We start from the raw sequence: 22,000 nt of genomic DNA, 5'->3' as shown, positions 1-22,000 counted from the left end.
AGACTGCCCGAGTGGGGAACGGGAGGGGAGTCCGGTGGTCGTGGACGGTGCGGCGCAGCGCGCCGGGCTCCCGGACCACCCGGCTGGAGCTCTTCTACGACCTGGTCTTCGTCTTCGCGTTCCTGAGCGTCACCACACTCACCGCCACGGTGCTCACGCCGGTCAACCTCTACCGCTTCCTGCTGGTGCTGGCGTTGCTCTGGTGGTCGTGGACCGGCTTCGCCCGGATGGGCAACGCGTTCCGCGCCGACCAGGGGATGCTGCCGCTGGTCGGCTTCGTCACCGTGGCAGCGACGTTCCTGCTCGTGCTCAGCGTGCCCAGCGCGTTCGCCAACCGCGGCGGCTGGCTGCCCGGGCCGCTGGTCTTCGCCGGGTGCTACTTCGTGATCCGCACCGCACAGCTCACCGTGTTCGCGTGGGCCGACCGCGCCGACCCGGCCCGGCGCCGAGGGCTGCGGCTGCGCTTCGTGGCCCCGATCGTGGCCACGGTGCTGCTGGTCGTCGCCGGCACCCTGCCCGGCCGGGTGCCGGAGGAACGGTTCGCGGTGTGGCTGCAACTGGCGCTCTGGACGACGGCGCTGGTCGTCGAGTACGTCGCCGGGACGACCCTGGGCCAGCAGTGGTGGGTGGTGCTCTCGGCCGGGCACTGGGCGGAACGGCACGCGCTGATCGTGCTCGTCGCACTCGGCGAGTCGATCATCGCGCTCGGGCTCGGTCCGAAGCGCGGGCTGCCGCTCACCGGCCCGGTGGTGATCGCCGCGTTGCTCGGCATCACGATCGTGGCGGCGCTGTGGTGGGCGTACTTCGACACGCTGGCGTTCGCGATGGAACAGGCCCTGCACCACGCCCGGGACCGGGCCGCACGGCTGCGGCTGGCCCGCACCGCCTACACGTTCCTGCACCTGCCGATGGTCGCCGGGATCATCCTCTACGCGCTCGGCCTCAAGGACCTGCTGGCCGAGGCCGTAGAGCCCAACACGCCCTCCTGGGGGCTGCCGCTGGGCGACTTTTGGGGCTCGATCCTCTTCGGCGGAGTCGCGTTGCACCTGCTCAGCGTCGCCGGGTGCTGGTGGGTGGCCCTGCGCGAGGTCCACTGGCGGCTGCTGGTCACGGTGGCGGCGCTGGCCGTGGCCGGCCCGTTCGTGTTCCGCATCCCGGAGCTGATCGCGCTGATGGCGCTGGCGGTGCTCACCTGCGCCGGCATCGCCTGGGAGACGCGGGGCGAGGACGGCCACCGGCGCCGGGTACGCGAACTCGCGCTGGAGGAGCAGATCGCCGCCGAGGCCGAGCAGAGCCACTGGCGGCAGCAGCACCTGTGAACGGCGCGCGGCCGTGCCCCGGGACGGTGGGGCACGGCCGGCGCGACGGTACGGCGGTGCGGGCTACAGCTCGGCGAGCGTGCCCTCGTACATCTTGTCGATCTCGGAGGCGAAGTTCGTCTCCACGCTGCGGCGCTTGATCTTCAGCGACGGCGTGACCTCGCCGTCCTCGATGGTGAGGTCGCGAGGGAGGATCGACACCTTCTTGATCGTCTCCCAGCGGTTGAGCTTGGCGTTCAGCTCGGCGACGTATCCCTCGACCATCTCCCGCGCCTGCGGTGAGGTGACGATCGTGGTGTAGTCGCTGCCCTCCAGCGAGGTACCGGCGGCCCAGCCCTTGATCGCGTCCGGGTCCAGCGTGACGAGCATGGTGCAGTAGTTGCGCGCCTGCCCGATCACCACCGCCTGCGAGGTGTACGGGCACACCGCCTTGAACATGCCCTCGATGTGCGACGGCGCGACGTACTTGCCGCCGGACGTCTTGACCAGGTCCTTCTTCCGGTCGGTGATGCGCAGGTAGCCGTCGGCGTCGAGCGTGCCGATGTCGCCGGTGCGGAAGAAGCCGTCCTCGGTGAACGCGGCGGCGGTCTCCTCGGGCAGGTTGTGGTAGCCGCGCATGACCGGCTTGCCGCGCAGCAGGACCTCACCGTCGGTGTCGATCCGGCACTCCAGGTCGCCCATGGCCCGGCCCACGCTGCCGATCTTCAACCCGTCCGGCGGGTTCACGAACGCGCCCGCGCTGGTCTCGGTCAGGCCGTAGCCCTCGGAGATGGGCAGGTTGGCGGCGGCGAAGAAGGTGGCGATCTCCTTGCTCAGCGGCGCCGCGCCGGAGACCAGCACCCGCATCCGGCCGCCGAGCCGGGCCTGGAGCTTGCTGAACACGAGCTTCTCGGCCAGCGCGTACTTCATCCGCAGCCCGGCCGGGACCGGCTTGCCGGCCTGCTCCAGAGCGACCTTCTCCTTGCCGACCCCGACGCCCCAGGCGAAGATCTTGGCCTTGGCCCCGCCCGCGCCCTGCGCGGTGGTGACCGCCTTGTTGTAGACCTTCTCGAAGACCCGGGGCGCGCCGCACATGAGCGTCGGCTGCACCACGCCGAGCAGGTCGACGAGCTTGTCCACCCGGCCGTCGACGTACGTGGGCAGGCCGACGTGGGTGGCGCCGCAGAGCAGCGTCTTGCCGAACGAGTGCGACAGCGGCAGCCACAGGTACTGCAGGTCGTCGACGCGCAGCAGGCCCAGCTCGGCCTGCGCCACGCCCTCCCAGCACCAGCCGCCGTGCAGCAGCTCTACGCCCTTCGGGCGGCCGGTGGTGCCCGAGGTGTAGATCAGCGTGGCCAGGTGGTCCGGGCCGATGCCGGCGACGAGCATGTCGATCAGGTCCGGCTCGGCGCTCAGCGCGGCGGCGCCGCGCTCCTCCAGTTCGGCCAGGGTGAGCTGCGGGATGGCCGCCGCCGGGTCGGGCGCGCCGTCGAAGAGCACCACGTGGGTCAGCGCGGGCAGGTCCGCCCCGGCGATCTTCGCCGCCTGGGCCTGGTTCTCCGCGAACAGCACCTTCGAGCCGGAGTCGGCGATGATGTAGACCGCGTCCTCGGGCTCGGTGGTGGGGTAGACGGTGGTGGTGGCACCACCGGCGCACATGATGCCGAAGTCGGCGAGCACCCAGTCCAGGCGCGTGTTGGCCAGGATCGCCACCGGGTTCTCCAGGCCGACACCGAGCCCGTGCAGCCCGGCGGCGATCGCCTTGGCGCGCTGCCCGACCTGCTCCCACGTCAGCCAGACCGGGCCCGAGTCGTCGGGAGCGGGGTGGGCGAAGGCGTGCCGGTCGGGGGAGTCCGCCACGCGCTTGAGGAACATGTCGGGTACGGAACGGTACGGTACATCGAGAGCCATCGCTGTAGCCGCCTTCAGGGGTGGAGGGACGTGACGGGGGTCACGCCGGTCTGCGGTTACCGAAGGGTATTGCGTGCACCCGGCCAGCGGCTAGCCCCGATCGGTCGAGTCGTCAGCGGTCCCGCCTGCTGGAACCGGTCAGGCGTACCGGCCGGCCGCGCGGGACCAGTCGTACGTGGCCCGGATCCAGTCCCGGCGGGTGTCCAGGAAGACCCGCATCCCCTCGTCGGCCACCGCGCTCAGCGCCGCGTCCCGCTCCGCGTACGTGGCGAGGGCCGTGTTGAACCGGTCCGCCGCCGCGTACAGCGCCGCCGTCTCGTCCTGCCCGGTCTCGCCCGCGATCGTGGTGACCAGGTTGTGCGCCTCCGGGGCGGCGCCCCGCTCCTTGCCGTAGGAGAACAGGTCGTTGCACCAGCAGACCAAATCCGTGGCCAGCGCGTCCAGCGCGGTGAGCGCCGGCGCGACCCGCTGGTCGGCCCGGGGCGCGGACGGGCGGGCCAGGTCGGTCACCGTGAAGCTGGGGCGCACGCCGCCGGTGTGTCGGCGCATCTGCGTGTACTCGGCCACCCCCGGCACCCGGTGGCGCTCCCGGTTGGCGGCCTCCCAGAGCAGCGCCAGCAGGTACTCCCGCAACTGGCTGACCAGGCGCAGCAGGTGGGTCGGCCGGCCCCGGCCGCGGGCCCGGCGGCACAGGTCGTGCAGCGCGAGGGCGATCGCACCGCCGTCGGCGGGCGCGGGCGCCTCCGGGTCGCCGTGCCGGTCGAGCACCGCCAGCAGCGCGGCCAGCGTGGGCGCCAGCAGCGTGGGCGTCGCGCCGAGCCCGTCGTCGTCACAGGCGTCGTCCATCACGAACAGCCAGTTGATCAGGTCGGTGAGCATCCGCAGCCCGGACGGCGACGCCTCGGGACAGGCGCGCGCGGCCAGCTCCGCGGCGTGCGCGCCTTCCAGGCGCCGGCGCCCGGCCTGGTCCTTCACCAGGCCGAAGTCTCGTACCCAGGCGGCGCTCTCCGCGGCCGCCACGTCGACGGCGGCGTGCCGCCGGGAGGGAAAAGGCGGCTCGTGCAGTGCCGAGAGGGCGAAGTCGCGCATCGTCGTCCCCTGTCCGCCGCCCCGCGGGGTCGGGCCGGTGCGCAGGAGCGTACGGGAGGACGTAACCGTTATCGAAGCCGGTCCGTCCACTTTCCACGGTGTGCGAGCGACCGGCTACACGCCCTCGGTCAGAGTCCCAGCTCGGCCGTGCGCAGGCGCTCGGCGCGGTCGGCCGGACCGTCCACCTGGACCCGGGCCACCCGCTGCCGTCCGGTGAGGAACAGCACCAGCTCGCCCGGCGCGCCGACCAGCCGCAGCCGTTCGCCGCCACCGCCGGCCCGCAGCTCGCCGTACCCCGGGGCCTGCACCAGCACCTCGGCCGGGAACCGCCGCAGCGCCATCCGGGCCAGCAGGGACACCCGCTTCCACAGCACCGCCTGCTGCCCGGCCGGCAGATCGCGCGGGTGCCAGCCCGGGCGGGCGCGCCGCACGTCCTCGTGGTGGATGAAGAACTCCATCCCGTTGGCGAGTTCGTCGGTGAGCGGGTTGCTCACCGGGCTCCACACCGGGGGACGGCGCACCCGGGCGATCAGGTCGGCGTACGGCCCGGCGGCGATCCGCTTGCGGACCGACTCGCCGTAGCCGCGCAGCGGCGGCAGCAGGATGCCGCCCGCCGCGTCCGGCCGGCGCTCCCGCACCAGCAGGTGCGCCGCCAGGTCACGGGTCGACCACCCCTCGTTCACAGTCGGTGCGTCCGGTCCCAGTTCCAGCATCAGGTCGGCGAGCGCCTCGCGCTCCGCTCGGGCGTACCGCGGCATGGCCCGATCGTAGGCCGGTCCCGGCCGATCGGCGCGCCACGCCCGGCGGGATCGGACCGCCGGACCGCTCCCGGCCGTCGTCCGCCCAGCTCCGGTGGGAACGTGACGGCGAACATATCCGGGCCGGGTCGGCGGGACCGGCCCCGAGCGGTAAGGATGGGGGAGAAAACTGCGGCTTACGGCGGGGGAGAGCGTGGCGAGCGGGACAAGTCGGGACGTGCTCGGCAGAGGGCTACGGGTGCTCGGCCGGGCCATCCGGGAACAGCCACGGATCTTCGCGGTCGCGGTCAGCGGCAGCGTGCTGTTCGGCCTCCTGGTGATCGCCAGCGCGTACGTGGTCGGCGCGGTGGTCGGCGACGTGGTCGTGCCGGCCGTGGAGCGCGGCGAGGTGGCCGGCGGGGCGCTGGCGCTCGCCGCGACCGCGCTGTTCGGCATCAGCGTGCTGCGGGTCGTCGGCATCTTCGGCCGCCGCCTCGGCGCCGGTTACATGCAGTACCGGCTCCAGGCCGCCTACCGCCGCCGGGTCACCCGCCGCTACCTGGACCTGCCGCTCTCCTGGCACCACCGCAACTCCACCGGCACGCTGCTGTCGAACGCCAACTCCGACGTGGAGGCGGCCTGGTACCCGATCGCGCCGCTGCCGTTCGCGGTCGGCACGCTGGTGATGCTCGTCGGCGCGGTGGCCTCGCTGTTCTTCACCGACTGGGCGCTGGCCCTGGTCGGCCTCGCGGTGTTCCCGGCGCTGTTCGCGCTCAACGTGGTCTACTCCCGCCGGATGGCGCCCCGGCAGGCCCGGGCGCAGCGGCTGCGGGCCGAGGTCAGCGGCATCGCGCACGAGAGCTTCGACGGCGCGCTGGTGGTCAAGACGATGGGCCGCGAGGCCCAGGAGACGGCCCGCTTCGCCTCTCGCGCCGGTGAGCTGCGCGACGCGCTGATCTCGGTCGGCCGGCTGCGCGGCGTGTTCGACCCGATGCTGGAGACGCTGCCCAGCCTCGGCACGCTCGCCGTGCTGGTGGTCGGCGCGATCCGGTACCGGCAGGGCGCGATCAGCGTGACCGAGCTGGTCAGCGTCGCGTTCCTGTTCACCGTGCTGGCCTTCCCGGTACGCGCCATCGGCTGGGTGCTCGCCGAGCTGCCGCGCAGCGTCGCCGGCTGGGACCGGGTCCGCCGGGTGCTCGACGCGACAGGTGAGATGCCGTACGGCACCACGACACTCGACCCGGCCACCCGCGAGCCCGCCACGCTCGGCTTCGACGACGTGCACTTCGCGTACGAGCCGGCCGAGGCGCACCTGCCCGGCGCGCAGGTGCTCGGCGAGGTCACGTTCACCGTGCCGGCCGGCAAGACCGTCGCCCTGGTGGGCCCCACCGGCGCGGGTAAGTCGACGATCGCGTCGCTCGCCGTGCGCCTGGTCGACCCGGGCGCCGGGCGGGTCACGCTGGACGGTGTGGACGTGCGGGAGCTGACCGCCGCCTCGCTCGCCGGCACGGTGGCGCTGGTGGCGCAGGTGCCGTTCGTCTTCGACGACACGGTCCGGGCCAACATCGCGCTCGACCGCGCCGGCATCGGCGACGACGAGGTGTGGGCGGCGCTGCGGCTGGCCGAGGCGGACGGCTTCGTGGCCGCGCTGCCGGACGGGCTGGACACCATGGTCGGCGAGCGGGGCACGTCGCTGTCCGGCGGCCAGCGCCAGCGGCTCACGCTGGCCCGGGCGCTCGCCGGGCGGCCCCGGCTGCTGGTGCTCGACGACGCCACGAGCGCCGTCGACCCGCGGGTCGAGGCGGCCATCCTGGCCGGGCTGCGCGCGCCCACCGACGGCGGCGCGCCGGCGTCGATCCTGGTGGTGGCGTACCGCCGGGCCACCATCGCGCTCGCCGACGAGGTGATCTACGTGGAGCAGGGCCGGGTGGTCGCCCGCGGCACCCACACCGAGCTGCTGGCCACCGTGCCCGGCTACGCCGACCTGGTCACCGCGTACGAGCAGGCCGAGCAGGAACGCGAGCAGAATCGGACGTACGACGAGGTCACCCCGTTGACCTCGGGCCTGGAGATCGAGGTGGACCGGTGAGTACGACCACGGGGGAGAACACCGAGAGCACCGAGGAGACCACCTGGCGGACGCTGCGGCGCGGCCTGGCGCTCTCCCCGGAGCTGCGCACCGGCCTCGCCGGCACGCTGGCGCTGGCGCTTGTCTACATGATCGGCCGGGTGGCCGTGCCGGTGGCGGTGCAACGCGGCATCGACCACGGCATCGTCGGCGGGCTCGACCTGAACGTCATCTCGCTCACCGTGGCGATCACCGCCGGGGTGCTGGTGGTCACCACCGCCTGCGGCTACCTGATGATGCGCCGCCTGTTCACGGTCAGCGAGACGGCGCTGGCCGGGGTGCGCACCCGGGCGTTCCGGCACGTGCACGACCTGTCCATGCTGCACCAGCAGTCCGAGCGGCGCGGCTCGCTCGTCTCCCGGGTGACCAGCGACGTCGACCAGATCACCCAGTTCCTGCAGTGGGGCGGCGTGATCCTGATCGTCAACCTGGGCCAGCTACTGGTGACCACCGCCGTGATGCTCGCGTACTCCTGGCAGTTGACGCTCGTGGTGCTCGTCGCGTTCGCGCCCGCGGTGCTGGTGATCCGGCAGTTGCAGCGCCGCCTCGCCGGGGCGTACGGGCTGGTGCGGCAGCGCACCGGCACGCTGCTCGGCGCGATCGGCGAGAGCGTGGTGGGCGCGCCGGTGATCCGGGCGTACGGCATCGCCGGGCGCACCGCGCGGCGGCTGGACACGGCCATCGACGGGCAGCGGGTGGCCCAGCAGCGGGCCATCCGGATCAGCATCATGGGCAGCTCGGTGGGGGAGCTGGCGGCCGGGCTGGCACTGGCCGGCGTGGTGGTGGTCGGGGTCAGCCTGGGCGTGGACGGCACGCTGACGGTCGGCCAGCTCACCGCGTTCCTGTTCCTGGTCACGCTGTTCATCCAGCCGGTGCAGATCGCCACCGAGGTCCTCAACGAGGCGCAGAACGCGATCGCCGGCTGGCGCCGGGTGCTGGACGTGCTGGACGTCTCCCCGGACGTGGCCGACCCGGGCGAGCAGGGCCGGGAGCTGCCGCCGGGGCCGCTGGACGCCCGGTTCGCCGGCGTGACGTTCGCCTACCCGGGCGGGCCGCCGGTGCTGCACGACGTGACGCTGGACATCCCGGCCAAGAGCCGGGTGGCGGTGGTGGGCGAGACCGGGAGCGGCAAGACCACGTTCGCCAAGCTGCTCACCCGGCTGATGGACCCGACCGAGGGCGCGGTGCTGCTCTCCGGCGTCGACCTGCGGCAGGTGCGCTTCGACTCGCTGCGCTCCCGGGTGGTGATGGTGCCGCAGGACGGCTTCCTGTTCGACGCCACGGTCGGGGAGAACGTCCGCTTCGCCCGCCCCGACCTGACCGACGAGCGGCTCACCGCCGCCTTCGCCGAGCTGGGCCTCTCCGACTGGCTGGACGGGCTGCCGTCCGGGCTGGACACGCCGGTCGGCGAGCGCGGGGAGGCGCTGAGCGTCGGCGAGCGGCAGCTCGTCGCGCTCGCCCGGGCGTACGTCGCGGATCCGGACCTGCTGGTGCTGGACGAGGCGACGAGCGCCGTCGACCCGGCCACCGAGGTCCGCCTGCAACGGACGCTCGACGCGGTGACCCGGGGCCGGACCACGCTCGCCATCGCCCACCGGCTGTCCACCGCGCAGGCGGCGGACGAGGTGATCGTGGTGGACCGGGGCCGGATCGTGCAGCGCGGCCCGCACGACGAGCTGGTCCGCGACGCCGACTCGGTGTACGCCCTGCTGTACGCCTCCTGGCTGGAACAGACCCGGTGACCGGTCAGCGGGAGTAGAACTCCACCACCAGCTGCTCGTCGCACACCACCGGCACCTCGTGCCGGGCCGGTTCGCGTACCAGCGTGGCGCGCAGCTCGGCCGGCTGCGCCGACAGGTACGGCCAGGGCTGCGCGTCGGCGTGCGCCCCGGCGGCGGCGAGCTGGAACGGCGGCAGCGCGCGGCTGCGCTCGCGTACGCCGACCACCTGGCCGGGCCGCAGCCGGTACGACGGCCGGTCGACCTTGCGCCCGTCCACGGTGATGTGGCCGTGTGCGACGAGCTGGCGGGCCTGGTAGATGCTGCGCGCCAGCCCGGCCCGCAGCACCACCGCGTCGAGGCGCCGCTCCAGCAGCGCGACGAGCGTCTCGCCGGTCTTGCCGGCGCCCCGGGCGGCCTCGTCGAACAGGCGGCGCAGCTGGGCCTCGCTGACGTTGTACTGGTGGCGCAGCCGCTGCTTCTCCAGCAGCCGCACCTGGTAGTCGGAGGTGGTGCGGCGGGACCGGCCGTGCACGCCCGGGGGATAGGGGCGCCGCTCGAAGTACCGCACGCACTTGCGGGTCAGCGGGATACCGAGGGCGCGGGAGATCCGTGCCTTGGGCCGGGGGTGGTTCACGTCGACGTCTCCGATCGTCTAGCCTACTTCTTAGGTAAGCCTAACCTATCTTGAGGAGGTCGGGATCATGCGGCCCAGCCCGGCGGAGATCGTGCGAACCCTTGTCGCGGGCCGGTTGCCCGCCCTCGTCCACCTGGCCCGGCACCCCGGCCCGCACCAGGTCCGGCACGCCGTCGACCCGGACGGGCGGGTGCTGCTGCTCGTACCCGTGGTCAGTGACCTCGCCGCGGCGCTCGTGCCGCCGGCGGGCGACGCCGACGTGGCCACCGTGCTCGACGTGCTCGACCTGCCGCCCGCGGCCGGGGCGCCCTCGCTCGGCCGGGCCTGGGTGTCCGGCTGGGCCGAGCGGCTGGACGGGGACGAGGCGCGCGACGCGGCAGTCGACTTCGCCGCCACCGACCCGGCCGGCGACCTGCTCGACGTGGGCAGCCGGTTCCACCTGCACCGCTTCGAGGTGGCCGAGGCCCGCTGGGAACGCGCCGGGCGCGTGCGCCGGGTCGACCCGGAGGCGTTCGCGGAGGCCGCGCCGGACCCGCTGCACCCGGTCGAGGCCGACCTCCTCGCGGACCTGGCCGACCACCACGCCGAGCAGGTCGGCGACTACCTGCGGCGGCGGCTGGACCTGCCCGGCGACCAGATCCCCCGGGTGGTGCGGATCGACAGGTACGGCCTGCTGGTCGCACACGGACGGCCCGGCGCGACCCGGCGGGCCCGGATCGCCTTCCCCCGGCCGGTCGCCGACGTGGCGGAGCTGTCCCGTCTGCTGCACCCGATGCTCTGCCCCCGCGCCGTCGCCTGAGCCGGCCGGCGCGCCCGGCTCAGGTGATGTCGCCGGTGAGGTACCGCTGGACCGTCGGGCCGATGGCTGCCACCAGCGTCGCCGGCTCGGCGGTGGCGACCGCGTCGAGGCGGAGCACGTACCGCATCATGGCCAGCCCGGCAAGCTGCGTGGCGACCAGCCCGCCGCGCAGCGCGCGCTGCGCCGGGTCGACGTCGAGCTGGTCGAGCACCCGGCGCAGCACCTGCGTGACCAGGAACTCGCGCAGCAGGCGCGCGGTCCAGTCGTTGCTGACGGCCGAGCGCAGCAGCGCCACCGCGGCGGTGCCGGTGGGGGAGTCCCAGACCTCCAGGAACACCCGGACCATCCGCTCGCCGAGCGCGTCCGGGCCGCCGGCGAGCACCGCCGGCAGCAGCCGTCCCGGGTCGGCCGGGAAGGCCGTCGCGGCCCGGAACAGCTCCTCCTTGCCGCCGAAGTAGTGGTGCACGAGCGCCGGGTCCACTCCGGCCGCGGCGGCGATGGCCCGGATGGACGCGGCGTCGAACCCGCGCTCGGCGAACGCCTCCCGGGCCGCGGCGAGGATCGCCTCGCGGGTGTCCGGAGTGCCGGGCCGCCGCCCGGTGCGCCGCGCGTTCACCCGCTGCGCCGGCGCAGCGTCGCGGCGGCCAGCACCAGCGCCGCCACCGCCGCCCCGGCCACGACCGCCACGTCCCGCCACATCGTCCCGGTCGGTTCGGCGTGCGCGCCGACCTCCTGCAACGCCTCGACCGCGTACGACAGCGGCAGCGCGTCGCTGATCGCCTGGAGCCAGCCGGCCATCTGGTTGCGCGGCACGAACAGGCCGCACAGCAGCAGTTGCGGCGCCACCACCACCGGCATGAACTGGACCGCCTGGAACTCGGTGCGGGCGAACGCCGAGCAGAACAGCCCGAGCGCCACCGCGAGCACCGCGTTCACCCCGGCGATCAGCACGACCAGCCACGCGCTGCCCGCGGTCTCCAGCCCGAACACCCGGTACGCAACGACCGAGGCGACAGTGGACTGGAGCACTCCGGCCAGGCCGAACGCGATGCCGTACCCGAACAGCAGGTCGAGCTTGCCCAGCGGCGTGGTGAGCAGGCGCTCCAGCGTGCCCGTGGTGCGCTCGCGGAGCATGGCGATGCTGGTCACGAGGAACATGATGATGAACGGGAAGAAGCCCAGCATGATCAGGGCCACCCGGTCGAACGTGCTCGGCCCGCCGGGCGGGGCAGGCTGGTCGACGTACATGTAGTAGACGAGCGTGAGCAGCACCGACGGCACCACCACGAGCAGCGCCACGGTCCGCCGGTCGTGCCGGAGCTGGCGCAGGATGCGCCCGGTGGTGGCGGCCAGGATCCGTCCGTTCATCGCGCCTCTCCCTCGGCGTCGCGGATCAGGCGCAGGAACGCCTCCTCCAGGTCGTCGGTCCCGGTGGCGGCGCGGACCGCGGCCGGGGTGTCGTCGGCGACCAGCCGGCCCTCGCGGATCAGCAGCAGCCGGTCGCAGCGGGCGGCCTCGTCCATCACGTGGCTGGACACCAGCAGCGTGGTGCCGTTCGCGGCCATGGCGTGGAACCGGGCCCACAGGTCGGCCCGCAGCACCGGGTCCTGGCCGACAGTCGGTTCGTCGAGGATCACCAGTTCGGGTTCGCCGACGAGCGCGCAGGCGAGCGAGGCGCGGCTGCGCTGACCGCCGGAGAGTGTGCCGACGAGCTGGTCGGCCGCCTCGGCGAGGCCGACGTCGGCCACCGCGCGGTCGGCCTCGGCGCGGCCCCGGCCCTGGAGCACCGCGAAGTAGCGGGCGTTCTCCCGTACCGTCAGGTCGGCGTAGACGCTCGGCGCCTGGGTCAGGTAGCCCACGCGGCGGCGCAGGTCGGCCGAGCCGGCCGGGCGGCCGAGCACGTCGACGGTGCCGGAACCGACCGTCTGCACGCCGACCACCGCGCGCATCAGCGTGGTCTTGCCGCTGCCGCTGGGCCCGAGCAGCCCGGTCACCGTGCCCCGGGGCACCTCGCAGCTGATGCCGTGCAGCACCCGCCGCCCGCCCCGATCGACCACCAGCTCGCGGACCGACACCGCGTCGTCCATGCTCGCCTCCATCAATTCATCACCCGTTGAACTCAACGGTAGGTGAATTCCGTCGGCAGGGCAATGAAAGACTTGACTTCGAGTGCGCTCGAACTGGAAGCCTGGAGGGCGTGGACATCAGCACGCGGGAGATGAGCCTCACCGTGGGTGAGGCGGCGGAACGGGTCGGCCTGACCACCTACACGCTGCGCTGGTACGAGCAGGAGGGCCTGGTGGGCCGCGTCGGGCGGGACTCGTCCGGCCGAAGGCGCTACACCGAGTCCGACGTCAACTGGCTGTTCCTGCTCACCCGGCTGCGCCGCACCGGGATGCCGGTGCGCGACATGCGCCGCTATGCCGAGCTGGCCCGGCACGGCGACAGCACGCTGGGCGCGCGGCGGGCGCTGTTCGAGGCGCACCGGGCCCGGGTGCTGGCCCGGATGGCCGAGCTGGAGGAGGACCTGAAGGTCCTCGAACACAAGATCGACGCGTACCGCCGGGCGGAGGAGGAGTCGGGCTGACCACCCCGATGGCGGACAGGGAGTCCGGCACCGGAAGATCGGATCTCGGCACCATGACGCCGTGGGTCCAGCTCCGTTGTCCGAAACCGGGTTCCTCGACGACTGGGCCGCCCGACTCCGGCAGGTCGCGGACCGGCCGGTCGTCGGGATCATGCTGCGCGGCAGCCACGCCCGGCGGGCCGCCACCGAGCACAGCGACGTCGACGTGGACGTGCTCGTCGCCGCCGACGACGGACGCGCCGCCGCCGGAGCCCGGCAGCCCACGTCCCGCCGCGGTACCCCGTACGCGGCCCGGCGGGCGTACCTGGCCGAGTTCGGCGGTCGCCTCGTGCACGTGTCGGTGGCCGCCCGCGACATCCGCTCCTGGGTGCGCCGCCTGGGCCAGCCCGCCGACTGGGCGTTCGGGCTCCCGGTCACCGCGCCCGCCCGGCTGCTCTGGGCCGCGCCGGAATGGCGCCGCCGGATCGACCTGCCGGTGCTCTGCCAGCCCGCCGACGAGCCGCGCCTGGAGGAACTGATCGCGACGCTGGGCAAGGTCGCCGCGGCCCGCGAGGCCGACGACCCGGCCGGGGTCCGGCTCGCCGCGGCCGACCTGGCCCGGCTCTGCCCCTCGGTGCTGCGGCCGGCCAACCCCTCGGTACGCGTGGTGTCCCGCCGGGCCGCCCTGACCGCCGCGCTGGACCTGCCGGTCGCCCCGCCCGGCTACCGCGACGACATGCTGCTCTGCCTCGGCTCGCGCCCCGGCGACCCGGCCGAGGTCGGCGCCGCCGCCGGACGGCTGGTCACCGGCATCCTCCCGCTGATCCGTCCGTACGCCGACGAGATCGCCGCCACCCACGGCGCGGACCTGGCCGAGGCGCTCGCCGACGGCCGGGTGGACCGCTACCTCGCCCAGCTGGGCCGGGCGCTGGGGCCGGTGACGCCCGCCTCCCGGGACACGTCGGCGGTCCCCGGGCCGCGTGCGGGAGAATGGTCAACCGTGCCCGCCCCTGACGCGCCGCTGACCGGCGCCCCCACTCCCGGCCCGGCCCGGCCGTCCCGGCTCGACCCGGCCATCGCGGCCCGGCTCCGCCGCACCCCGGACGGCCTGGTCGCCGCCGTGGTCCGCGCCCACGACACGGGCGAGGTGCTGATGGTCGCCTGGATGGACGACGAGGCGCTGCACCGCACGCTCACCACCGGCCGGGCCACATACTGGTCGCGCAGCCGCGGCGAGTACTGGGTCAAGGGCGCCACCTCCGGCAACCACCAGTACGTGCGCTCGGTGGCGCTCGACTGCGACGGCGACGCGCTGCTGGTCAGCGTCGAGCAGGTCGGCGCGGCCTGCCACACCGGGCAGCGCACCTGCTTCTTCACCGAACTGCCGGTCGGCTCCCCGGAGGTGACCCCGTGACCGACGGCACCGTCAGCCCGGACCGGACCACCTTCGCCGGCCTGGCCGCCCGCTGGCGGGTCGTGCCGGTGACCCGGCGGCTGCTCGCCGACGCGGAGACGCCGGTCGGGGTCTACCGCAAGCTGGCCGGCGGTCCCGGCACGTTCCTGCTGGAGTCCGCCGAGCAGGGCGTCGGCTCGGCCGGCACCGCGTGGTCGCGCTACTCGTTCATCGGCGTCCGCAGCAGCGCCACGCTGACCGAGCGCGACGGCGCGGCGCGCTGGACCGGCACCCCGCCCGCCGGCGTGCACACCGGCGGCGACCCGGTCACCGTGCTGCGGGAGACCGTCGCCGCGCTCGCCGGGCCGGGCTGGGATCCGGCCGGTGACATGCCGCCGCTGACCGGTGGCCTGGTCGGCTACCTCGCCTACGACCTGGTCCGCCGCTTCGAGCGCCTGCCCGAGCTCACCGAGGACGAGCTGGACGTGCCCGAGCTGGGCATGATGCTCGCGACCGACCTGGTGGTCCTCGACCACTACGAGGGCTCGGCGATCCTGGTCGCCAACGCGGTGCTGCCGCCGCTCGACGACCCCGACCGGGCGGAGCTCGTCGAGGCCGCGTACCACCACGCCGTCGGCCGCCTCGACGCGATGACCAGCGCGCTGTCCCGACCGATTCCGCCCATGGTCTCGACGGTGGACCGGCCCGGCGTCGGCGAGGTGGTCAGCCGTACCCCCGAGGGCGGCTACCCGAAGGCGGTGGAGACGGCCAAGGAGGCGATCCGGGCCGGCGAGTGCTTCCAGATCGTGCTCAGCCAGCGCTTCGAACGCCCCACCGACGCCGACCCGCTCGACGTCTACCGGGTGCTGCGCACCACCAACCCCAGCCCGTACATGTACCTGCTGCGCTTCGACGGCTTCGACATCGTCGGCTCGTCACCGGAGGCGCACCTCAAGGTCAGCGCCGGGCCGGACGGGCGGCGGCGGGCCCTGCTGCATCCGATCGCCGGCACCCGCCCGCGCGGCGGCTCCCCGGACGGCGACGCGAGGCTCGCCGCCGAACTGCTCGCCGACCCCAAGGAACGCGCCGAGCACGTGATGCTCGTCGACCTGGGCCGCAACGACCTGGGCCGGGTGTGCCGGCCGGGCACCGTCGAGGTGCCCGAGTTCGCCACCATCGAGCGGTACAGCCACGTCATGCACATCGTCTCCACAGTCGTCGGCGAGCTGCGCGACGACCGCACCGCGTTCGACGCGCTGGCCGCGACGTTCCCCGCCGGGACGCTCAGCGGCGCGCCCAAGGTGCGGGCCATGGAGATCATCGAGGAGCTGGAGCCGGTCCGGCGCGGCGTCTACGGCGGCACCGTCGGCTACTTCGCCTTCGGCGGCGACCTGGACATGGCCATCGCGATCCGTACCGCGCTGATCCGCGACGGCCGCGCCTACGTGCAGGCCGGCGCCGGGATCGTGGCCGATTCCGACCCCGCCGCCGAGGACCGGGAGACGCGCAGCAAGGCCGCCGCCGTGCTCGCCGCCATCGCGGCCGCCGAGACGCTGCGGGCCGCCCGGTGAGCGCGCCCGGCACCACCGCGCCGGCGGCCCGCGGGCGGCGCGAACTCGCGTACGCGGTGCTGCTCTGCCTGGCCGGCGCGGGCCTGGCCTGCTGGGCGGTGACCCGGACCTGGGCGGTGGAGGCGACCGCCCGGGGGTCGCTGCCGTCCGGGCGGGCCGAGCGCACCGGTACGGAGCTGCTGCCGTGGGTGCTGGCGCTGACCTACGTGGGACTCGCCGGCGGTGGCGCGGTGCTCGCCACCCGGGGCCGGCTGCGCCGGCTGCTGGGTGTGCTGCTGGCCGGTGTCGGCCTGGCGGTGGCGGTCGGCGGCGGGGTCGGCCTGACCGAGGCCGGGGTGAGCCGGCAGTGGCCGGCGCTGGTGCTCGCCGGTGGCCTGGCCCTGGCGGCCGGTGGCGCGTTCACCGCCCTGCGCGGCGACGGCTGGCCGGCGATGGGCGCCCGGTACGAGCGGCGGTCCGCTCCGGCGGACGAGCCCGGCCGGCCGGCGGTCGAACGTGGCACCCGGGACGCGTGGGACGCGCTGGACCGGGGCGAGGACCCGACGGTCAGCTGACCGGCTGCGCCTCGCGGGCGTCGCGCCGCTGCCGGGCCGCGGCCCGCGCGGCGGCCAGCTCGGCCACCAGCCGCTCCAGCTCACGGCGCTGGGCGGCGCGGGCCCGGTCGGCGCAGACGGCCTCCCAGGCGTTGCCGCGGGCGGTACGCATGCGGCCGTCGCCGGCCACCGCGCGTTCGAGCGTGTCCACCACGCCGACGGCGAGGGAGGCGACGGTACGGGAGATGGTGGTCAAGCCGATGGTCTGGGTCGGCCCGTTGGCGCTCATGGTCACCCCATACGAGATCGTTGGCGACGGTCGGCAGCCGCCGGCGTCGAGTGTGCCCGACGACGATGCTTCCGGGCGGACGTTTCGCCGCCGTGAAGCACAGGTCAACGCTGTCGCACCGGGGACGACCTGGGCAGGGCCGGAGGTCCTTGAGCTTGGTCACAGCCCGCCGCCGGAACCCGTCCTGCGGGCCCGGAACGATCGTGGTGAGATAGGGGATGGGTGACGGTCGATGCCAGCGGTGGCGCTGCGTGACATGGCGTTCACCGGAAGTCGGCCATCATGCCACAGCCCATGTCGTGAGGTGCGCCATACCCCCCGGCACTCGTCGCCAGGTGGCGCCCCCTAGCATCGGCCCATGACGCCCGGAGAGGGGAGTCCGTTGGTGACTGCTGAGCATGCGCACGCGGAGGGGGACGACGCCGGAGCGGCGCCGTCCGCAGGGGTGCTCGACGAGATCCTGGCCGGCGTGCGGGAGGACGTCGCCCGGCGCCAGGAGCAGGTTCCGCTGGAGCGGATCCGTGAGCTGGCCGCCGCCGCGCCGCCACCGCTCGACGCCTACGCGGCCCTGCGCCGCCCCGGCGTGGCCGTGATCGCCGAGGTGAAGCGCTCGTCGCCGTCCAAGGGGCGGCTGGCCGAGATCGCCGACCCGGCCGACCTGGCCGGCGACTACGCGGCCGGTGGCGCGCGGGCGATCAGTGTGCTCACCGAGGGCCGCTGGTTCGGCGGGTCGCTCGACGACCTGGCCGCCGTGCGGGCCGCGGTGAACGTGCCGGTGCTGCGCAAGGACTTCGTGGTCTCCAGCTACCAGGTGCACGAGGCCCGCGCGCACGGCGCCGACCTGGTGCTGCTGATCGTCGCCGCGCTCGAGCAGAACGCGCTGGTCGGGCTGCTGGAGCGGATCGAGTCGCTCGGCATGACCGCGCTGGTCGAGGTGCACACCGAGGAGGAGGCGGACCGCGCCCTGGAGGCCGGCGCGCAGGTCATCGGCGTGAACGCCCGCGACCTGCGTACCCTGGAGGTCGACCGCTCGGTGTTCGAGCGGATCGCGCCCGGCCTGCCGAGCAGCGTCGTCAAGATCGCCGAGTCCGGGGTGCGCGGTCCGCACGACCTGATCCGGTACGCCTCCGCCGGCGCCGACGCCGTGCTGGTGGGCGAGGGCCTGGTCACCCAGAAGAGCCCGCGCGAAGCGGTGGCCGAGCTGGTCAACGCCGGTAACCACCCGGCCACGCCCCGCCCGGTGCGCTGAGCCGCCGGGCACCCGACCCGAGAGGACGCCCGCGATGAGCGCCGCACCCGCAACCGGCCAGGTCCCCGACTCCGCCGGTCACTTCGGCCGGTTCGGCGGCCGGTTCGTCCCCGAGGCGCTCGTCGCCGCGCTCGACGAGCTGGACGCGGCGTACCGGAAGGCGATGGGCGACGAGGACTTCCTCGCCGAGTTCGACGCGCTGCTGCGCGACTACGCCGGCACGCCCTCGATGCTCTACGAGGCCCGGCGGTTCTCCGCGCAGATCGGCGCGCGGGTCCTGCTCAAGCGCGAGGACCTCAACCACACCGGCGCCCACAAGGTCCGCAACGTGCTGGGCCAGGCGCTGCTCACCAGGCGGATGGGCAAGCGGCGGGTCATCGCGGAGACCGGCGCCGGCCAGCACGGCGTCGCCACCGCCACCGCCGCCGCCCTGTTCGACCTGGAATGCGTGGTCTACATGGGCCAGGTGGACACCGAGCGGCAGGCGCTCAACGTGGCCCGGATGCGGATGCTCGGCGCCACCGTCGTCCCGGTGACCACCGGCTCGCGCACGCTCAAGGACGCGATGAACGAGGCGATGCGGGACTGGGTCGCCAACGTCGAGGACACCCACTACCTGATCGGCACCGCCGCCGGGCCGCACCCGTTCCCGGAGATGGTCCGCGACTTCGTGCGCGGCATCGGCGAGGAGGCGCGCCGGCAGTGCCTGGACCTGACCGGCGCGCTGCCGGACGCGGTCGCGGCCTGCGTCGGCGGCGGCTCCAACGCGCTGGGCATCTTCCACGCGTTCGTGCCGGACGCCGGGGTGCGGCTCTACGGCTTCGAGGCCGGCGGCGAGGGCGTCGACACCGGGCGGCACGCCGCCAGCATCACCGGCGGCTCGTCCGGCGTGCTGCACGGCACCCGCACGTACGTCCTCCAGGACGCCGACGGGCAGACCATCGAGTCGCACTCGATCTCGGCCGGCCTGGACTACCCGGGCGTCGGGCCGGAGCACGCCTGGCTGCACGACACCGGCCGGGCCACCTACCTGCCGGTCGACGACGCCGACGCGATGGCCGCGTTCGAGCTGCTCTGCCGCACCGAGGGCGTGATCCCGGCGATCGAGAGCGCGCACGCGCTCGCCGGCGCCCGCGCCATCGCCCCCCGGCTCGCCGAGGAGCTGGGCCGGGAGCCGGTGATCGTGGTCAACCTGTCCGGGCGGGGCGACAAGGACGTGCACACCGCCGGCGCGTACTTCGGCATCCTCGACAAGGAGTGACAGCGTGAGCCGCATCGGGGTCGCCTTCGACAAGGCGCGGGCGGACGGGCGGGCGGTGCTGGTCGGCTGCATGCCGGCGGGCTTCCCGACCGTCGAGGGCAGCATCGCCGCCATGAAGGCCATGGTCGAGGCGGGCGTGGACGTCATCGAGGTGGAGATCCCGTACTCCGACCCGGTGATGGACGGGCCGGTCATCCAGAAGGCGAGCGACATCGCGCTCGCCGGCGGTGTCCGCGTCGCGGACGCGCTGCGCGTGGTCGAGGCGGTCGCCGCGACCGGGGCGAGCGTGGTCACCATGACCTACTGGAACCCGATCGAGCAGTACGGCGTGGACGCGTTCGCCCGCGACATGGCCGCCGCCGGCGGCACCGGCCTGATCACGCCGGACCTGATCCCGGACGAGGCCGCCGAGTGGCTGGCCGCCTCCGACGCGCACGGCTTGGACCGCACGTTCCTGGTCTCGCCTTCGTCGACCGACGCGCGGCTGCGGATGACCGCCGAGCACTGCCGCGGCTTCGTCTACGCCACCGCGATCATGGGCGTCACCGGCGCCCGGGCGCAGACCTCCGAGGCGGCGCCGATCCTGGTCTCCCGGCTGCGCGAGGTCACCGACATCCCGGTCGGCGTCGGGCTGGGCGTGGGCACCGGCGCGCAGGCCGCCACCGTCGCCGGGTACGCCGACGCGGTGATCGTGGGCAGCGCGCTGGTCCGCTGCGTGCTGGACGCGCCGGACCAGGCCGCCGGCCTGACCGCCCTGCGCACGCTCAGCGCCGAACTGGCCGAGGGCGTCCGCAACCCCGCTCGCTGACGGCCGGCTCGCCATGGCCTTGATCGACTCGATCATGCGCGAGCGCGACCCGGCCGCCCGAGATCTTGGTACGAAACGGCCCTCACAGGGGCCGAAACCTACCAAGATCTTGAAGGCGTTCCGCGTGAGCGGGAGGGTGGTCAGCGGCTACTGCTGTCGGCCTGCTCGGATGCGCGCTGGCCGGGCGGCCCGTCGCCGGGCGGTCCGTCGCCGGGTGGCGTGAGCGCGTCGGCGGCGGTCGTGTGCCGCAGCACGCCGGCGCGGCCGGCGAGCGCGTCCGCGACCGCCGCGCGCGTGGTGGGGGTCAGCACGCCGGGCAACCCCTCCGCGGACCACCACTCCACCAGGCATCCGGCCACCGGATCGCCCGCGGGCTTGACGCCGGCCGGCTCCGCGCGGAACACGTGCACCAGCACGTCCGGCCGCCCGCCGCAGCGCCCGGCCGGCGGCGCGGGCGCCTGGGGGTCGGTGACCCGGTAGAGGCCGACCAGGTCAGCCGGCTCCACCGCCCAGCCGGTCTCGGCGCGGACCGCCCGGACGACGGCGTCCGCCGGGCTCTCGTCGTGACGCAGCCGCCCGCCCGGCAGGCCCCAGCGCCGGGCCCCCTCGGACCGGCGGCAGAGCAGCAGCCGGCCGGAGGCGTCGGTGACGACAGCGGCGACCGCCCAGGTGAGCGGGCTCATGGACAAACAGCCTACGACCGTGCAAACCAGAAGTCATCCGACCCGCGCGGCAGGCGGCCCGGGGTGCCGCACACACAGTCCGCACCGGTACCGTGTGCACCCGTGACCCTCGCCCCGATGACCCCACTGGCGGCCATGCCCAGCCCCAGCACCGCCGTCTGGCAGCTCGGTCCGGTTCCGATCCGGGCGTACGCGCTCTGCATCATCCTCGGCATCGTGGTGGCCTGCGTGGTCACCGAGTACCGGCTGCGCCGCCGCGGTGTGGCGCCGGGCGCGGTGCTCGACATCGCCGTCTGGGCCGTGCCGGCGGGCATCATCGGCGCGCGGATCTACCACGTGATCACCTCGCCGGAGAAATACTTCGGCGCCGGCGGCGAGCCGATCAAGGCGCTCTACATCTGGGAGGGCGGCCTCGGCATCTGGGGCGCGGTGGCCGGTGGCGCGGTCGGCGCGTGGCTCGCCGCGCGGCAGCTCGGCATCCCGTTCACCGTGATCGCCGACGCGCTGGCGCCGGGCCTGCCCCTGGCGCAGGCCGTCGGCCGGCTGGGCAACTGGTTCAACAACGAGCTGTACGGCGGGCGGACCACGCTGCCGTGGGGCCTGGAAGTGCACGTCATGGACCCGGACAACCCGGGTCACGCGCTGCGCGACGACGCCGGCAACCCGGTGCTCCAGCCCGGGCTCTACCACCCGACGTTCCTCTACGAGGCGCTCTGGAACGTCGGCGTCGCCGCGCTGGTGCTGTTCCTCGACCGTCGTCTGCGGCTCGGCCGCGGCCGGGCGTTCGCGCTCTACGTGATGGGCTACACGGCGGGCCGGTTCTGGATCGAGCTGATGCGCACCGACGAGGCGAACCTGATCCTCGGCGTACGCCTCAACGTCTGGACCGCCGCGCTGGTCTTCCTCGGCGCGCTCGCCTACTTCATCCGGGTCCGCGGTCCCCGCGAATACCTGGTGCCGGTGGGCGAGCCGGCCCCCGCCGCCGGCCCGGCCGGTGACGTGTCCCAGGTCGACCTGTCCGCCCGGGAGGCCGCCGCGCGGCCGGCCGCGCCCGAGGGCTACCGGGTGGTGACCGAGGAACAGTTCGAGGCGTACCGGAAGACCGGCGAGCTGCCCCCGGAGCCGGCGGCAGACGACGAACCGGCACGGGCCGAGTCCGCCGCCGACGACGCGACGAGCCGCACGGACGACGACGGCGCGACGGCCGAGCGGACGGACGGGGACGACACCGAGGACGACACGGACCCGGAACGGGCGGACTCCGAGCGGACGAACGCCGGCCGGGCCGACGGCGGGCGCCCGGCGGACCGGGACAGCTGAGCGGGGGAGC

21 protein-coding genes and 1 pseudogene are annotated in these 22,000 nt (G+C 74.5%); 13 read left to right on the top strand and 9 right to left on the bottom strand.

The window, feature by feature from the left end:
- Positions 1–11: 11 nt before the first annotated feature.
- On the top strand, positions 12–1,319 hold the full coding sequence (locus CLT75_RS15275) for a low temperature requirement protein A (RefSeq protein WP_486485185.1): 1,308 nt from the start codon (positions 12–14) through the stop codon (positions 1,317–1,319).
- Between the two features lie 63 nt (positions 1,320–1,382).
- Here the strand turns inward: CLT75_RS15275 and CLT75_RS15270 are convergent, their stop codons facing one another.
- The 3 genes from CLT75_RS15270 to CLT75_RS15260 form a co-directional block, all read right to left on the bottom strand.
- Positions 1,383–3,209 (bottom strand): AMP-dependent synthetase/ligase, encoded by a 1,827-nt coding sequence (locus CLT75_RS15270; protein ID WP_135241257.1) that lies wholly within the window; start codon positions 3,207–3,209, stop codon positions 1,383–1,385.
- A 138-nt stretch (positions 3,210–3,347) separates the two neighbouring features.
- Positions 3,348–4,298, bottom strand: a complete 951-nt coding sequence (locus tag CLT75_RS15265; RefSeq protein ID WP_135241256.1) for a terpene synthase family protein — start codon at positions 4,296–4,298, stop codon at positions 3,348–3,350.
- Positions 4,299–4,426: 128 nt separating this feature from the next.
- Positions 4,427–5,056 (bottom strand): TIGR03085 family metal-binding protein, encoded by a 630-nt coding sequence (locus CLT75_RS15260; RefSeq protein WP_135241255.1) that lies wholly within the window; start codon positions 5,054–5,056, stop codon positions 4,427–4,429.
- Between the two features lie 193 nt (positions 5,057–5,249).
- Between CLT75_RS15260 and CLT75_RS15255 the strand changes: the two genes are divergently transcribed.
- Positions 5,250–7,124, top strand: a complete 1,875-nt coding sequence (locus tag CLT75_RS15255; RefSeq protein WP_209310329.1) for an ABC transporter ATP-binding protein — start codon at positions 5,250–5,252, stop codon at positions 7,122–7,124.
- The gene (locus tag CLT75_RS15250) at positions 7,121–8,905 is read left to right on the top strand and encodes an ABC transporter ATP-binding protein (protein ID WP_135241254.1); all 1,785 of its coding nucleotides are present in this window, start codon (positions 7,121–7,123) and stop codon (positions 8,903–8,905) included. The genes CLT75_RS15255 and CLT75_RS15250 overlap by 4 nt, the downstream gene beginning before the upstream one ends.
- A gap of 4 nt (positions 8,906–8,909) precedes the next feature.
- Here CLT75_RS15250 and rpsD read toward each other — a convergent pair whose 3' ends face one another.
- The gene (gene rpsD / locus CLT75_RS15245) at positions 8,910–9,518 is read right to left on the bottom strand and encodes a 30S ribosomal protein S4 (RefSeq protein WP_135241253.1); all 609 of its coding nucleotides are present in this window, start codon (positions 9,516–9,518) and stop codon (positions 8,910–8,912) included.
- Between the two features lie 67 nt (positions 9,519–9,585).
- On the opposite strand from rpsD, the gene CLT75_RS15240 reads away from it, so the two are divergent.
- Complete coding sequence (locus CLT75_RS15240; RefSeq protein WP_135241252.1) at positions 9,586–10,317, top strand: DUF2470 domain-containing protein; 732 nt, start codon at positions 9,586–9,588, stop codon at positions 10,315–10,317.
- Positions 10,318–10,336: 19 nt separating this feature from the next.
- Here the strand turns inward: CLT75_RS15240 and CLT75_RS15235 are convergent, their stop codons facing one another.
- From CLT75_RS15235 to CLT75_RS15225, 3 genes are read right to left on the bottom strand one after another with little or no spacing between them, the layout of a single operon-like run.
- A complete protein-coding gene (locus CLT75_RS15235) occupies positions 10,337–10,933 on the bottom strand; it encodes a TetR/AcrR family transcriptional regulator (protein WP_013475814.1) in 597 nt (198 codons plus the stop codon).
- Positions 10,930–11,685: an ABC transporter permease gene (locus CLT75_RS15230; protein WP_135241251.1), complete on the bottom strand. Its 756-nt coding sequence runs from the start codon at positions 11,683–11,685 to the stop codon at positions 10,930–10,932. The genes CLT75_RS15235 and CLT75_RS15230 overlap by 4 nt, the downstream gene beginning before the upstream one ends.
- Positions 11,682–12,404 carry an ABC transporter ATP-binding protein gene (locus CLT75_RS15225; RefSeq protein WP_013287559.1) on the bottom strand — a complete coding sequence of 241 codons (723 nt, stop codon included), beginning with the start codon at positions 12,402–12,404 and terminating at the stop codon, positions 11,682–11,684. Before CLT75_RS15225 ends, CLT75_RS15230 begins: the two co-directional genes overlap by 4 nt.
- Positions 12,405–12,514: 110 nt before the next feature.
- Between CLT75_RS15225 and CLT75_RS15220 the strand changes: the two genes are divergently transcribed.
- The 5 genes and pseudogenes from CLT75_RS15220 to CLT75_RS15205 all read left to right on the top strand — a co-directional run bounded on the left by CLT75_RS15220 (position 12,515) and on the right by CLT75_RS15205 (position 16,401).
- Positions 12,515–12,904 carry a MerR family transcriptional regulator gene (locus CLT75_RS15220; protein WP_013287558.1) on the top strand — a complete coding sequence of 130 codons (390 nt, stop codon included), beginning with the start codon at positions 12,515–12,517 and terminating at the stop codon, positions 12,902–12,904.
- A gap of 151 nt (positions 12,905–13,055) precedes the next feature.
- Positions 13,056–13,694 (top strand): annotated as a pseudogene (locus CLT75_RS33295) (phosphoribosyl-AMP cyclohydrolase); the annotation flags it as partial.
- 189 nt (positions 13,695–13,883) lie between these two features.
- Positions 13,884–14,297: a phosphoribosyl-AMP cyclohydrolase gene (hisI, locus tag CLT75_RS33290; RefSeq protein WP_135244022.1), complete on the top strand. Its 414-nt coding sequence runs from the start codon at positions 13,884–13,886 to the stop codon at positions 14,295–14,297.
- Positions 14,294–15,847: an anthranilate synthase component I gene (locus CLT75_RS15210; protein ID WP_135241250.1), complete on the top strand. Its 1,554-nt coding sequence runs from the start codon at positions 14,294–14,296 to the stop codon at positions 15,845–15,847. Before hisI ends, CLT75_RS15210 begins: the two co-directional genes overlap by 4 nt.
- Positions 15,844–16,401: a Trp biosynthesis-associated membrane protein gene (locus tag CLT75_RS15205; RefSeq protein WP_135241249.1), complete on the top strand. Its 558-nt coding sequence runs from the start codon at positions 15,844–15,846 to the stop codon at positions 16,399–16,401. The genes CLT75_RS15210 and CLT75_RS15205 overlap by 4 nt, the downstream gene beginning before the upstream one ends.
- Here CLT75_RS15205 and CLT75_RS15200 read toward each other — a convergent pair.
- Positions 16,394–16,669 (bottom strand): hypothetical protein, encoded by a 276-nt coding sequence (locus CLT75_RS15200; RefSeq protein WP_135241248.1) that lies wholly within the window; start codon positions 16,667–16,669, stop codon positions 16,394–16,396. The two genes, CLT75_RS15205 and CLT75_RS15200, sit on opposite strands and share 8 nt — an antisense overlap.
- A 445-nt stretch (positions 16,670–17,114) precedes the next feature.
- Here CLT75_RS15200 and trpC point away from each other — a divergent pair, with 445 nt between their 5' ends.
- Genes trpC through trpA form a run of 3 tightly spaced genes read left to right on the top strand, consistent with a single transcriptional unit; the run spans position 17,115 to position 19,987 of the window.
- Positions 17,115–17,918, top strand: a complete 804-nt coding sequence (trpC, locus tag CLT75_RS15195) for an indole-3-glycerol phosphate synthase TrpC (RefSeq protein ID WP_194801305.1) — start codon at positions 17,115–17,117, stop codon at positions 17,916–17,918.
- Between the two features lie 34 nt (positions 17,919–17,952).
- Positions 17,953–19,179 (top strand): tryptophan synthase subunit beta, encoded by a 1,227-nt coding sequence (gene trpB / locus CLT75_RS15190; RefSeq protein ID WP_135241247.1) that lies wholly within the window; start codon positions 17,953–17,955, stop codon positions 19,177–19,179.
- A 4-nt stretch (positions 19,180–19,183) separates the two neighbouring features.
- Complete coding sequence (gene trpA / locus CLT75_RS15185) at positions 19,184–19,987, top strand: tryptophan synthase subunit alpha (RefSeq protein ID WP_135241246.1); 804 nt, start codon at positions 19,184–19,186, stop codon at positions 19,985–19,987.
- 140 nt (positions 19,988–20,127) lie between these two features.
- Here the strand turns inward: trpA and CLT75_RS15180 are convergent, their stop codons facing one another.
- The gene (locus CLT75_RS15180; protein WP_135241245.1) at positions 20,128–20,670 is read right to left on the bottom strand and encodes an NUDIX hydrolase; all 543 of its coding nucleotides are present in this window, start codon (positions 20,668–20,670) and stop codon (positions 20,128–20,130) included.
- A 102-nt stretch (positions 20,671–20,772) separates the two neighbouring features.
- On the opposite strand from CLT75_RS15180, the gene lgt reads away from it, so the two are divergent.
- Positions 20,773–21,990 carry a prolipoprotein diacylglyceryl transferase gene (gene lgt, locus CLT75_RS15175; RefSeq protein ID WP_135241244.1) on the top strand — a complete coding sequence of 406 codons (1,218 nt, stop codon included), beginning with the start codon at positions 20,773–20,775 and terminating at the stop codon, positions 21,988–21,990.
- Positions 21,991–22,000: the final 10 nt, after the last annotated feature.

The sequence above is a fragment of the Micromonospora sp. CNZ285 genome, assembly GCF_004637285.1.
This window is presented reverse-complemented; position numbering and strand designations above follow the sequence as displayed.